The sequence below is a fragment of the Micromonospora sp. KC721 genome (assembly GCF_004348355.1).
Lineage (GTDB): Bacteria > Actinomycetota > Actinomycetes > Mycobacteriales > Micromonosporaceae > Micromonospora.
Map to the genome: position 1 here is coordinate 1 of NZ_SMJY01000185.1, position 12,173 is coordinate 12,173.

11 protein-coding genes and 1 pseudogene are annotated in these 12,173 nt (G+C 73.7%); 5 read left to right on the top strand and 7 right to left on the bottom strand.

Annotation, left to right across the window (positions count from 1 at the left end):
* The 6 genes and pseudogenes from E1182_RS24570 to E1182_RS24595 all read right to left on the bottom strand — a co-directional run.
* Positions 1-312 (bottom strand): annotated as a pseudogene (locus E1182_RS24570) (GNAT family N-acetyltransferase); the annotation flags it as partial.
* Between the two features lie 234 nt (positions 313-546).
* Positions 547-1,443, bottom strand: coding sequence for a hypothetical protein (locus E1182_RS24575; RefSeq protein WP_243706400.1), 897 nt, complete (start codon positions 1,441-1,443; stop codon positions 547-549).
* Positions 1,444-1,870: 427 nt separating this feature from the next.
* Positions 1,871-2,350 (bottom strand): DUF3263 domain-containing protein, encoded by a 480-nt coding sequence (locus E1182_RS24580; RefSeq protein ID WP_132269447.1) that lies wholly within the window; start codon positions 2,348-2,350, stop codon positions 1,871-1,873.
* A 166-nt stretch (positions 2,351-2,516) separates the two neighbouring features.
* Positions 2,517-3,530, bottom strand: a complete 1,014-nt coding sequence (locus tag E1182_RS24585) for an ABC transporter permease subunit (RefSeq protein WP_132269449.1) — start codon at positions 3,528-3,530, stop codon at positions 2,517-2,519.
* Positions 3,527-4,537: an ATP-binding cassette domain-containing protein gene (locus E1182_RS24590; protein ID WP_132269452.1), complete on the bottom strand. Its 1,011-nt coding sequence runs from the start codon at positions 4,535-4,537 to the stop codon at positions 3,527-3,529. The genes E1182_RS24585 and E1182_RS24590 overlap by 4 nt, the downstream gene beginning before the upstream one ends.
* Positions 4,538-4,659: 122 nt before the next feature.
* Positions 4,660-5,445 carry a DeoR/GlpR family DNA-binding transcription regulator gene (locus E1182_RS24595; RefSeq protein WP_132269455.1) on the bottom strand — a complete coding sequence of 262 codons (786 nt, stop codon included), beginning with the start codon at positions 5,443-5,445 and terminating at the stop codon, positions 4,660-4,662.
* 199 nt (positions 5,446-5,644) lie between these two features.
* On the opposite strand from E1182_RS24595, the gene E1182_RS24600 reads away from it, so the two are divergent.
* From E1182_RS24600 to nagA, 3 genes are all read left to right on the top strand, one after another.
* Positions 5,645-6,574 (top strand): SIS domain-containing protein, encoded by a 930-nt coding sequence (locus E1182_RS24600; protein WP_132269457.1) that lies wholly within the window; start codon positions 5,645-5,647, stop codon positions 6,572-6,574.
* A gap of 62 nt (positions 6,575-6,636) precedes the next feature.
* On the top strand, positions 6,637-7,605 hold the full coding sequence (locus E1182_RS24605; protein ID WP_132269472.1) for an ROK family protein: 969 nt from the start codon (positions 6,637-6,639) through the stop codon (positions 7,603-7,605).
* On the top strand, positions 7,602-8,711 hold the full coding sequence (gene nagA / locus E1182_RS24610; protein WP_132269460.1) for an N-acetylglucosamine-6-phosphate deacetylase: 1,110 nt from the start codon (positions 7,602-7,604) through the stop codon (positions 8,709-8,711). The genes E1182_RS24605 and nagA overlap by 4 nt, the downstream gene beginning before the upstream one ends.
* Positions 8,712-8,740: 29 nt before the next feature.
* Here the strand turns inward: nagA and E1182_RS24615 are convergent, their stop codons facing one another.
* Positions 8,741-9,952: a DUF4032 domain-containing protein gene (locus tag E1182_RS24615; protein ID WP_132269463.1), complete on the bottom strand. Its 1,212-nt coding sequence runs from the start codon at positions 9,950-9,952 to the stop codon at positions 8,741-8,743.
* Positions 9,953-10,069: 117 nt separating this feature from the next.
* On the opposite strand from E1182_RS24615, the gene E1182_RS24620 reads away from it, so the two are divergent.
* Positions 10,070-10,831: a phosphatase PAP2 family protein gene (locus E1182_RS24620; protein ID WP_132269466.1), complete on the top strand. Its 762-nt coding sequence runs from the start codon at positions 10,070-10,072 to the stop codon at positions 10,829-10,831.
* A gap of 9 nt (positions 10,832-10,840) precedes the next feature.
* A complete protein-coding gene (locus E1182_RS24625; protein WP_132269468.1) occupies positions 10,841-12,076 on the top strand; it encodes an APC family permease in 1,236 nt (411 codons plus the stop codon).
* The last annotated feature ends 97 nt before the right edge of the window (positions 12,077-12,173 follow it).

The window sequence follows — 12,173 nt, forward strand, 5'->3', positions numbered from 1 at the left end:
CCCCCGGGCGGAGCGACCCAGCCACATCCCGGTCTCCACCACCCCGGGCTCGTCACAGCGGCGCATGCGTATCATTCCGACGACCTCACCGCCGACCACGACGGCGTACATCCGGGTGCGGGTCGGGCCGTCCAGGCCGGCGAAGCTGGCCCGGTAGTAGTCCCGAAAGGCATCCCGGCGGGCCGCCGACCAGCCGGCCGGCGCGTCGACCGGCGGCATCACGTCCTCGGGTTCCGCCTCGGCCACCGCTACGGAGAGCAAGGGCTCCAGGTTTCGCTCGTCCACCGGCTCCAGTCGCACCGCACCCGTCACGTGCCGGAGTCTGCCGCTACGCCAGCCACTCGTCCAGCGTTTTGGTCCTGGACCGCCCCTCCGTCAGCCGGTTCCGGCCGGTCGGCCATCGGAGCGTCCCGTCACCCCCTGCTGTCCCCTTCGCCGTCTGGTCGCCGTAGCCGCCCTGTCGATTGGCGATCGGCCGTGAGGTGCCGACGACCGCGACCGATCGTGCGTCCGCTGCCGGGCGGCGGCCCGGCACACGGGCGGGGGTCACTCCCGGGACGGGAACTCGCACAGCAGCACCGAGGCGTCGTCGGCGCGCTTGTGCCGACGCAGCCGCTCCGGATGCTCGCGCTCGGCGGCGCGTACCCGATCGACCAGGGCCCCCGGCCCCTCGGCGGTGACCAGGTCGAGCAGGCCGGCCCAGTCGAGAAGCCCGAACTGCTCGACCGCGCAGGAGGCGCCGTCGCTGAGCAGCACGGCCCGTCGGACCGCGTCCGGTCCGCGCAGCGGCAGCGTGCCGGTGAGCGCGTGGTACGCCGCGTCCGGGTCGGTCGCGGCGACCCAGTAGCCGTGGGTGCGGTTCATCCGTTCCCGCTGTGCTGTGACCGCCCGCCGGAACCGGGTTTCCGGTTCGATGTCCCCCGGCAGGGTTGCCGCGATCCGGCGCAGGTCGGCTGTGGCCGAGTCGAGCCGGTCGTCCGAGACCACCGTGACCCGGCCGCCGGCCTCGAACACCAGCGGGCTGTCACAGAGCACCAGGTAGTCGACCTCGTCGACGCCCTCCCGCAGCAGGCAGACCGTCGACGATGGGGTCCCCGGATGATCGAGGTCGCAGACGTCCCCGTGGTCGGCGCGGACCCCGAGCAGCGCCGCCGCCAGGCTGCTCACCAGGGTCGCCGCCGGCCGGGCGGCGACCGCCAGCCCGATCCGGGCGGCCAGGTGGCGGACGAACCAGGCCGGCCCGTGTACGCACCCGGTGTCGAATCCCTCCGGCACGGTCGCACCGTCGAGCACCCCCACCAGCGGGCCGAACCGGAACACCACGTCCTCGTTCTCCAGCCGGCCTGGCGCGGGTACCGAGACGGAACGGACCCGCATGGTCGACACCGCTCCGACCGTCCGGACGGTGTGACCCGCCGGGTGTCGCGCCTCCGGTCCCGCCATCGGCCGCTCCTCTCCGCACGCCGGTGCGTCGCCGTACCGGCACCAGAATCACCATGATCCGCCGGGCCACGCCGCCGAGGTCCACGCCGAGGCCGCCACCCACCGGTCACGCCGTCGAGATCGCGGCGCCGCCCGCCTGCCCTCGGCCCGAAGCCTGGACCAGGTTGCGCGAGGTCTGCGATTGCGGCAAGTCGCAGTATCCGTCGCCGTGGACGCCGCACCGGTGCCGCAACCCGCCCGGCCGAGGGTGTCCCGGTCCCGGGCTACCCGCCCTGGTGTGGGTCATGCCGGCGAGGCTTGGGCCGGGTCTTGCCGGCCTTGTAGCTGCCACACCGGCTGCGGCATATCGCAGCCTCCCCACCCCCGGGATACCTCCGCATGCCGCAAGTCACGAACAGGGCCGACCGTCGGGTACGGGGGCTGAGCGTCAGCGGCGGCGGGTGCGGGCGCGGGACGCGCGTAGGCGACGCAGCCGCCCCACCAGCAATGGCTCGGCGGCGAGCGCGGCCGGCCGGTCCAGCAGGGCGTTGAGCAGTTGGTAGTAGCGGGTCGCCGAGAGGCCGAAGGTGTCCCGGATGGCCTGTTCCTTGGCTCCGGCGTGCCGCCACCACTGCCGTTCGAAGGCGAGGATCCGCTGTTCCCGCTCGGTCAGGGCCTCGTCGGGCTGAACCCCGGCACCGGCCGTGCTCCCGGCGGCATCAGCGAGCCCGGCGGCAACCGCCGCATCACCGGTACCGGCGGTGCCCGACGCAGCACCGGCGCGCGGCGCGGACTCGCCCGACGTGATCTCCACCTCGGGTACGGAGCGCGGGGGCGGGACGGCCCGTCCGGTGACGTCCGTGCCGGCCCGCGTCGGCGGCGGCTCGGGCCGGTCGACGTCGGCCGGGACGGCGTCGGCGGGGGGCATGGCGCTCCTCAGCAGGGCGGACGTCCGGTGTGGCGGGGGCCGACCGGCGGACGTCCAGCCTAACCAGGCTGGGCGACGATCGCAGCGGACGAGGCCCGCACCGAGTCGGGCTCGGTACGGGCCTCGGGCCGGGTGCTGCGGCGCCAACCGTCCGGCAGCGCGTTGGTCAGGCCACGTCGCGTCGACGCATGATCCAGAATGCCGCGAACAGGATCAGCGCCGAACCGATCCCGAACAGCAGCCCGGACTGCTGCCAGGTGATGATCAGTTCCGCGGGCTCGCAGGCGCCCTGTACGAGGTTGCACGCCTCATAGTCGAGCAGCTTGTGCTGCTTCTCGAACCAGGCCCTCGCGTAGGTGGACAGGACGTACCGGTCCCCGAACGAGACGCCGGCGATCGCGGTGCCGATGCGGATGCCGATCTCGCTGATGACGGCGATCCCGACCGCGACGCCCAGCGCCATCGCGGTGTGCCGGCCGAGTGAGGCGAGCGCGAAGGCCACCGCCCCCGCGACCAGGATCAGTGCCAGTGCCCGCAGTCCACCGAGTCCGACGGACTGCCACACTCCGGCGGTGACCTTCTCGGTGCTGCCGCGGGTGCTGGCGATCAGCCAGAAGGCGGCCGTCCAGAGCGCGCCGAGCAGCACGGTCACCCCGGCGAGCAGGCTCAGCAGCGCGGCCAGCTTCGCGCCGAGCACGGCCAGCCGCCTCGGTCGCCAGAGCAGCAGGTTCATCATCCCGCCGGTGCTCCACTCGGCACCGACGAAGGACGCCCCGACCACGAACCCGAACAGTGCGACCGCTCCGGCGAAGACCGCCACGATCATCTCGAACTCGCCACGGAAGTTGAACTCGTACGGCAGGCTCCACTCCGGATCGAACATATCCGGTCGCGGCTGCCAGTCCCGGCCACAGTTCGGGCCGTACCTCTCCTCGGTCTGCTCGCCGCGCGCCTGGGCCGCATCGCATTCGGCGACCATCTTCTCCCAGTCCTTCACGGACTGCCGGTACTGGGCGTCCGCGTCGGCCTGGGCCTGGGCGACGACGGCCGGGGAGCGCTGCTGGCTGGAGAAGGCCAGGGCGGTGGCGACACCGGCCAGCCCGAGCACCAGCAGGACGAGCATGATCCGGGTCAGCCGGCGCTTGGCCAGCCGGCGAAGTTCGGTGACGTACAGACTCATGCTCCCCAACCCCCTCCGGCGCGACCGGACTGCTCCGCCCCGCCGATCCGCACGGACTCGTCGACCTGGCGGTGCTGACCGGGCACCGGCGCGGTGTTGGTCAGTTCCAGGAAGACGCTCTCCAGGTCCACCGAGACCGGGGCCAGTTCGCTGGCGTACAGGTGGTGTTCGGCGAGGAGCCGGTTCACCATGGCCGGCTTCTCCACGCCGTTGAGCAGCAGGTGGTCGGGGTGTCGGGCGACGGGCACCCCGTTGCGACTGAGCACCTCGGCGGCGGCGGCCAGGTCCTCCGCGGCGTCCAGGCGAACCCGGACGGTGCCGTGCGAGTGCGCGGCGAGCACCTCATCGACCGGGCCGAAGGCGACCCGCCGGCCCAGCGAGATGATGGTGACCGAGTCGCAGATGAGCTGGATCTCGCCGAGGATGTGACTGGAGACCACCACGGTCATCCCGGATTCGGCGAGATCGCGCATCAGGCTCCGCATCTCCCGGATGCCGCCCGGGTCGAGACCGTTGGCCGGCTCGTCGAGGATCAGCAGCTTTGGGTTCTTCAGCAGGGCGGACGCGACCGCCAGTCGCTGCTTCATGCCCAGCGAGTACGTCTTGACCCGATCGCCGGCCCGGTCGCGCAGCCCGACCAGTTCCAGCACCTCGTCGACCCGGGTGGCCGGCACCTGGCCGGCGTTGGCGAGCAGGGACAGGGTGTCCCGCGCGGTGAAGTGCGGGAAGAACTGCGGGCTCTCCACGATCGCCCCGATCTGGCCGGCCACCGCGGGCAGCGCGGCCGGCACCTCGTGGCCGAGGATGGCCATCCGGCCGCCGTCGGGCCGGATCAGGCCGAGCAGGGTGCGCAGCGTGGTGGTCTTGCCGGACCCGTTGGGTCCGAGGAAGCCGTGCACCTGCCCGGTCTCGACCCGCATGTCGAACCCGTCCAGCGCGTTGCGGACGCCGCGCCGGCGGCTCTTGTACGTCTTACGTAAACCTTCGATCTCCAGGACAGCGGACAAGCTGTGCCTCCCCCGTTGGATGGCGTGACAGCGGACACCATACTCGGTATGGCCCGTCGGGCAATACCCGGTATGCATCGCCGCTCAGATCATCCCCGGCACACTGGCCACGCGGCGCCGGATCAGGCGCAGATGACGTGCACCCCGGCAGCCCGAAACGCCTCGACGACCTCGGGCGCGGCGCCGGAGTCGGTCACCAGCGTCTCGACCCGGTCCACCGGGCAGATCCGGGCGAAGGCGTGCCCGCCGAGCTTGGACGAGTCCGCGATGATGACCACCCGCTTGGCCCGGGCCACCATCAGGTTGTTCATCGCCGCCTCACCCTCGTGGTGGGCCGCGGCACCGAGCTGCGGGTCGACCGCGTCCACGCCGAGCAGAGCCACGTCCAGGGTGACCTCGCGCAGCAGCGCCCCGCCCAGCGGGCCGACCAGCTCGAACGACTTGGGTCGCACCACCCCGCCGGCCACCACGACCTTCATCCGCGACCGGACCAGCAGCTCGTTGGCGATGTTGAGCGCGTTGGTGACCACGGTGAGCTGGGCACCCTCGGCGCTGGTGTTAAGGTCGGGGCGGACGGCAAGGGCCCGAGCGACCTCGGTGCTGGTGGTGCCGCCGTTGAGACCGACCACGGTGCCGGGGCTGACCAGCGCGGCCGCGGCCGCGCCGATCCGCTGCTTCTCCGCCGAGTGCTTAGCGGTCTTGTAGCGCAGCGGCAGGTCGTAGCTGACCCCGTTGGCGACCGCACCACCCCGGGTCCGCGTGATCATCTGCTGCTGGGCGAGCTGGTCGAAGTCCCGCCGGATGGTGGCCTGGGAGACGTCCAGGCGCTCGGCCGCCTCCTCGACGCTGACCCGGCCGTTGTCGGTCAGCATCTCGAGCAGAGCGTTCCATCTGGCGTACCGGTCCACCGCGGGGCCTCCGTTGACTCTGCACGAACGGTGATTGATTGCGTGCACAGTAGTGCGCGAAACTCGGTGGGCGCAAAACCCTGTGTTGCGCGATGCCCAAGCCGGTTGCCACGGCAGCCCTCGCGCGCGCAGAATGACGCGCGAAAGAAGGCAGTAACGAGCCGTATTGCGCAGCCGCCGCCCGGCACGAGGAGTTCTCATGGCGTACGTCGACGCGGAGATCGCGAGCCAGCCCGATTGCTGGCGGGAGGCGGCCCGGCTCGCCGGCACCGCCACCGCCGACCTGCCCCGTCCCGGCGAGCGGGTCGCCGTCGTCGGTTGCGGCACGTCGTGGTTCATGGCGATGGCGTACGCCGGGCTGCGCGAACGCGCCGGCCACGGCGAGACCGACGCCTTCCAGGCCAGCGAGTTCCCCACCGGCCGCCGCTACGACCGGCTGATCGCCATCACCCGATCCGGCACCACCACCGAGGTGCTCGACCTGCTCGCCGCGCTACGCGGCCGGGTGCCCGGCACGGTGCTCGTCGGCGACTGCACCTCCCCGGCGGTCGGTCTGGCCGACGCGGCCGTGACCATGCCCTTCGCCGACGAGCGGTCGGTCGTGCAGACCCGCTTCGCCACCACCGCGCTGGCGCTGCTCCGCGCCCACCTGGGCGACAACGTGGAGGCCCTCGCCGCGGACGCCGAGGTGGCCGTCCGGGCCCCGCTGCCGATCGACCCGGCCCGCATCGAACAGGCCACCTTCCTCGGCCGGGGCTGGACGGTCGGGCTGGCCCAGGAGGCCGCCCTCAAGTGCCGCGAGGCGGCCACCTTCTGGGCCGAGGCGTACCCGGCGATGGACTACCGGCACGGTCCCATCTCGGTCGCCGGCCCGGGCCGCCTGGTCTGGGCGTTCGGCGAGCTGCCCGACGGGCTGCCCGAGGACGTCGCGGCCACCGGCGCCGCGTTCGTGCACAGCCGGCACCACGGCTGCCGGGCGGTGCTGGGCAGCTGGGCGGCGGGGCGTACCCCGGTCGACCCGATGGCCGACCTAATCCTCGCGCAACGCTTCGCCGTCGCGCTCGCCACCAGCCGGGGACTCGACCCGGACGCGCCCCGGCACCTCAGCCGTTCCGTGGTCCTCACGTGACCGACGCCCCCGCCGGGCGTGCAGAACCCGTCGTCGTCGCGCTGGACGTCGGCGGCACCGGGATGAAGTGCGCCCTGGTCGGCCAGGACGGTGCGGTGGTGCACGCCGAACGGCATCCCACCGGCGCGGAACGCGGCCCGGTCGCCGTGGTCGACACCATTCTCGACGTCGCGCAGGGGCTGGTGGAGCGGGCCCGCGCCGCCGGGCGCACCCCGGTGGCCTGTGGGATTGGCGTGCCCGGTCTGGTCGACCAGAGCGCAGGGGTGGCGGTCTGGTCGGCCAACCTCGGCCTGCGGCAGGTACCGCTGCGGGAACTGGTCCACGCCCGGACCGGGCTGCCCACGGCGCTCGGCCACGACGTGCGCCTCGGGGGCCTGGCCGAGTCCCGGCTCGGCGCGGGCCGGGGCGTCGGCCACGTCCTCTTCGTCGCCGTCGGCACCGGAATCGCCGCCGCCCACCTGGTCGGCGGGTCGGCCACCGCCGGGGCGCACGGCGCGGCCGGCGAGCTGGGGCACATCCTGGTACGCCCCGACGGGCCGCGCTGCGGCTGCGGGCGACCCGGCTGCCTGGAGGCGGTCGCCTCGGCCTCGGCGATCGGCCGCCGCTACACCGCGCTGGCCCGGTCGGCGGCGCACTCCCCCGGCGACCTCGACGTGCCGGCCCGACCGGGCGGCGGGGCGGCCATCCCGCGTACCGCCGACGTCTCCCTGGGCGGTGCGACCTTCAGCGCTGCCGAGGTGGCCGACCGGGCGGCGGCCGGGGAGGCGCTGGCCGGGCAGGTCTGGCGGGAGGCCGTCGGGGCGCTCGCCGACGGGCTCGCCACCGCCCAGGCGTTGTTCGACGTGGAGGCCATGGTGATCGGCGGCGGGCTGGCCCGGGCCGGCGCGCGGCTGTTCGACCCGCTGCGCTCGGCGTTGCGGGAGCGGATCACCTTTCACCGGGAGCCGCGCCTGGTCGCGGCGGCCCTCGGCGACGAGGCGGGCTGCCTCGGCGCCGCCCTGCTCGCCCTCGACATTCTGGAGCGGCCATGACCCTGCGGGTGACCGGCAAGGTGGTGACCCCGACCGGCGTGATCCGGCAGGGGTGCGTGGAGATCAACGGCGACCGGATCACCGCGGTGGCCGAGTACCCGGCGAAGCGGGACGGGCACTGGATCGTGCCGGGCTTCGTCGACATGCACACCCACGGCGGCGGGGGGCACACCTTCACCACCGGTGACGCCGACTCGGCCCGGCAGGCCGCCGCGTTCCACCTCGGGCACGGCACCACCACCCTGCTGGCCAGCCTGGTCAGCGCCCCGTTCGCCGTGATGCGCGCGGCCACCGCCGCCCTAGCCCCGCTGGTCCGCGAGGGCGTGCTGGCCGGCGTCCACTTCGAGGGACCGTACCTGTCGGCGGCCCGGTGCGGCGCGCAGAACCCGGAGTTCCTGCGCGACCCGTCCACCGACGAACTGGCCGAACTGATCGAACTGGGTGCGGGCGCGGTCCGCATGGTGACCCTGGCCCCCGAGCGGGACGGTGCGCTCGACGCGGTCAAGCTGCTCACCTCGCACGGGGTGGTCGCCGCGATCGGCCACACCGACGCCACGTACGCGCAGACCCGCGCCGCCGTGTCGGCCGGCGCGAGCGTCGGCACCCACCTGTTCAACGGCATGCGCCCGATCCACCACCGCGAACCGGGCCCGGTGGTGGCCCTGCTCCAGGCGCCGAGCGTCGTCTGCGAGCTGGTCGCCGACCGGGTGCACCTGCACGACGGGACGCTCGCCTTCGCCACCTCCACCGCCGGCCCGGAGCGGACCGCGTTGATCACCGACGCGATGGCCGCCGCCGGTATGCCCGACGGCCGCTACGAGCTGGGCGGGCAGGAGGTGCTGGTCGCCGACGGGGTGGCCCGGCTGGCCCGCGACGGCGCCCTCGCGGGCAGCACCCTCACCATGGACGCCGCGCTGCGGCACGCCGTCGGCAGCGGCGTCCCGATGCCGGACGCCGTCCGCATGATCGCCACCACCCCGGCCCGGGCGATCGGGCTCGGCGACCGGGTCGGTGCGCTCCGGGCCGGTCTCCGCGCCGACCTGGTCGTCCTCGACGACGACCTGTCCGTGGTCCGGGTGATGCGCGGCGGGTCCTGGGTCCAGTGACCGGCGCGGCGAGGTGAGGCGGACCGCCGTCAGCCCGCCGACGGCACCTCGACGCCAAGCACGGCCTGCTCGTCCGGTCGGTGGACCAGAACCTCGGACAGGTACGACTGCACCGCCGGGCCCATGCCGACGTCCCGGCCGGCTCGCTCGGAGAGCAGCCACTTGTGCTCGATGATCTGCGCGAAGATCTCCTGCGGCTCCAGCTTGCGGCGCAGGTGCGCCGGCACCGCCCGGACCACCGGCTCGAACACCTCGGTCAGCCAGCGGTGGGCGGCCTGCTGCTCGTCAGCCAGGTCGCTCTCCATCCGGTAGGCGCACAGGTCGTTGAGCAGCCGGCGGGCCTGGTTCTCCTCGGCGTCCAGACCGGTCAGGCGCAGCAGCCGACGGGTGTGGTAGCCGGCGTCGACCACCTTGGGTCGGACCAGGTAGCGGCCGTTGTCGACGGTCGACATGGCCACCTCGGCCACGTCGAAGCCCAGCTCGTTGAGGCGGCGGATCCTGCCCTCGATGTCGTGCCGGGCCTCCCGCTCGATCTGCTGCTCGTAGGTGATCTCGTGCCAGAGGCGCTCGTAGCGCTGCACGACCTCCTCGCAGACCACCTCGGGATCGATCGACTCGTGCAGCAACCCGGCGGCCTGCAGATCCAGCGCCTCACCGAAGATGTTGACCCGGGCGATCTCCAGGTCCTCGCCACGCTGGCCGTGGGAGAGCGAGCGGTGCAGCGCCCCGGTCTCGGCGTCGACCAGGTACGCGGCGAACGCGCCCGCGTCCCGCCGGAACAGGGTGTTCGACAGCGAGCAGTCGCCCCAGAAGAAGCCGGTCAGGTGCATCCGCACCAGCAGCACCGCCAGGGCGTCCAGCAGTCGCCCCATGGTCTCCGGCCGCACCGTACGGGAGAACAGCGCCCGGTACGGCAGCGAGAACTGCAGATGCCGGGTGATCAGCACCGGGGCGAGCGGCTCCCCGTCGTCGCCCTGCCGGTCGGCCACGATCGCGATCGCCTCCACCGACGGGAAGTCGATCCGCTCCAACGCGCGGAGCAGGTCGTACTCCCGTTCGGCGACCCGCTCGCCGGTCTCCTTGACCGCGTACACGTAGTCGCCGAGCCGGACGAACCGCACGACGTGCCGGGAGATGCCCTGGGGCAGCGCCACCAGGTGGTGCGCAGGCCACTGCTCCAGCGGTGTCGACCAGGGAAGGTCGAGTAGCGCCGGGTCGACGAGGGCCGAGGTGATCCGCACGGGGACAAGTGTGAAGGGTGTCCCCGCCGAGTGCTGCTGATCGTGGCTCGGCACACATCGATCGCGCCGCCACCCGGCCCGCGCCGGCCGCCGCCGGGGGGCCGGTAGCGTGATCGCGTGCGGGAAACCACGAGGGTACGCGGCGTGCCGCGGCCGGTACGCCCCGCCGGCTGGTGGTGCGACGCCCTCCTGCTGGCCGGTCTGCTCGCGCTGACCGTGGCGCTCGCCACCGGTCACCTGTTCGGTGTGGACCGGGCGGTGGCCGACTGGGCACAGGCACACCGGCCGGCGGCGGCGTACTGGACGGCGGTGGTCTTCAACTACCTCGGCCAGGGCAGTCCGCTGACGCTGATCGCCGCCGGACTGGGCGTGCTGCTGGCGGTCCGGCTCCGCTCGGTCCGGCCGGTGCTGCCGCCGGTGGTGGCGTTCGCGCTCACCGCCCTGACCATCGGCCCGCTGAAGGTGTGGACCGCCCGCCCGGCGCCCAGCGCCAGCGTGAAGGAGCCTTATCTGACGCCCGAGCAGACCCTGCCGCTGTTTCAGCACGACCTGCCGGTGCGGTTCGCCCAGTCGTACCCGTCCGGGCACGTGGCCAACGCGATCGTCTGGTACGGCGTGATCGCCCTGCTGCTCGTACCGCTGCTGCGCACCGCGGGCCGGCGGATGCCACCCCGGGTGGTCACCGTCGTGCGGGTGGTGCCGCCGCTGGTGGTCCTCTTCACCACCACCTACCTGGGCTGGCACTGGCTGACCGACTCCGTGGCGGGACTGCTGCTCGGCCTGCTGCTGGACCGACTGCTGCGCCGGGTGCCGTGGGATTGGGTGCCGTTACCGGGCCGGTTGCGGGCCTGGGACCGGCCGTTCACCTCGATCACCTAGCCTCCCGCCATGGACCAGCTCCGACGGCGGTTGGGCGTACCCGACGCGGTGGTCATCGGCCTCGGGTCGATGCTCGGCGCGGGCGTCTTCGTGGTCTTCGCCCCGGCAGCCGCGACGGCCGGCGGCGCCGGCCTGCTGGCGGCTCTGGCCCTGGCGGGGTTCATCGCGTTCTGCAACGCGACCAGCTCGGCCCGGCTGGCGGCCCGCCACCCGGAGTCCGGCGGCACCTACGTGTACGGGCGGGAGCGGCTGAGCCCGTTCGCCGGGTTTCTCGCCGGCTGGGGGTTCGTGGTCGGCAAGACGGCGAGCTGCGCGGCGATGGCGCTGACCATCGGGGCGTACCTCTGGCCGGCGCAGACCCGGCTGGTCGCGGTCGCCGCCGTGCTCGCGGTGACCGTGGTGAACCTGCGCGGCATCGCCAAGACGGCCGCCGCGACGGCCGTGCTGGTGACCCTGGTGCTGGCCGTGCTGGCCCTGGTCGTGGTGACCGGGTTGACCGCCGGTGATGTCCAACTCGACCGGCTCACTGCGGGTGGCGGCTCCGCCCGTGGGGTGCTCACCGCCGCCGGGCTGCTCTTCTTCGCCTTCGCCGGGTACGCCCGGATCGCCACCCTCGGTGAGGAGGTACGCGACCCGGAGCGGACCATCCCCCGGGCCGTCCCGCTGGCCCTCGGTGTGGTGCTGGCGACCTACCTGGTGATCGCCGTGGTCGCGGTCGGGGTGCTCGGCGCCGACCGGCTGGCCGCGTCCGCCGCGCCCCTGGTCGACGTGGTCACCGCCGCCGGGCTGCCCGGCCTGGCCTGGGTGGTCCGGGCCGGTGCGGCGATCGCGGTGACCGGGGTGCTGCTCTCCCTGCTCGCCGGGGTGGGCCGGACGCTGCTGGCGATGGCCCGCCGGCGGGACATGCCCGGGGCGCTGGCCGCGGTGCACCCGGTGCACCAGGTGCCGCACCGGGCCGAGCTGGCGGTCGCCGCTGTGGTGGTCCTGGTGGTGCTGCTCGGTGACGTCCGGCACGCGATCGGCTTCTCCAGCTGCACGGTGTTGGTCTACTACGCGATCACCAACGCCGCCGCGCTGCGGCTGGGGCCCGACCCGGCGCGCAGGCTCCCGGTGCGGGCGCTGGCGGTGGCGGGGCTGGTCGGTTGCCTGCTGCTCGCGGCCAGCCTGCCGCCGGGCAGCGTCCTCGCCGGCGTCGCCGTGCTCGCCCTCGGCGCCACCTGGTACGCCCTGCGCCCCCGCCACTGACCCACCGTCCGGGCCTCCGGAACGCGCGACGTACCCAAGACCCTCAAGCCTCAGCGGCCGTCCCGGTGCTGGGGTGCCCGGGCCTGCGGGGTGGTGG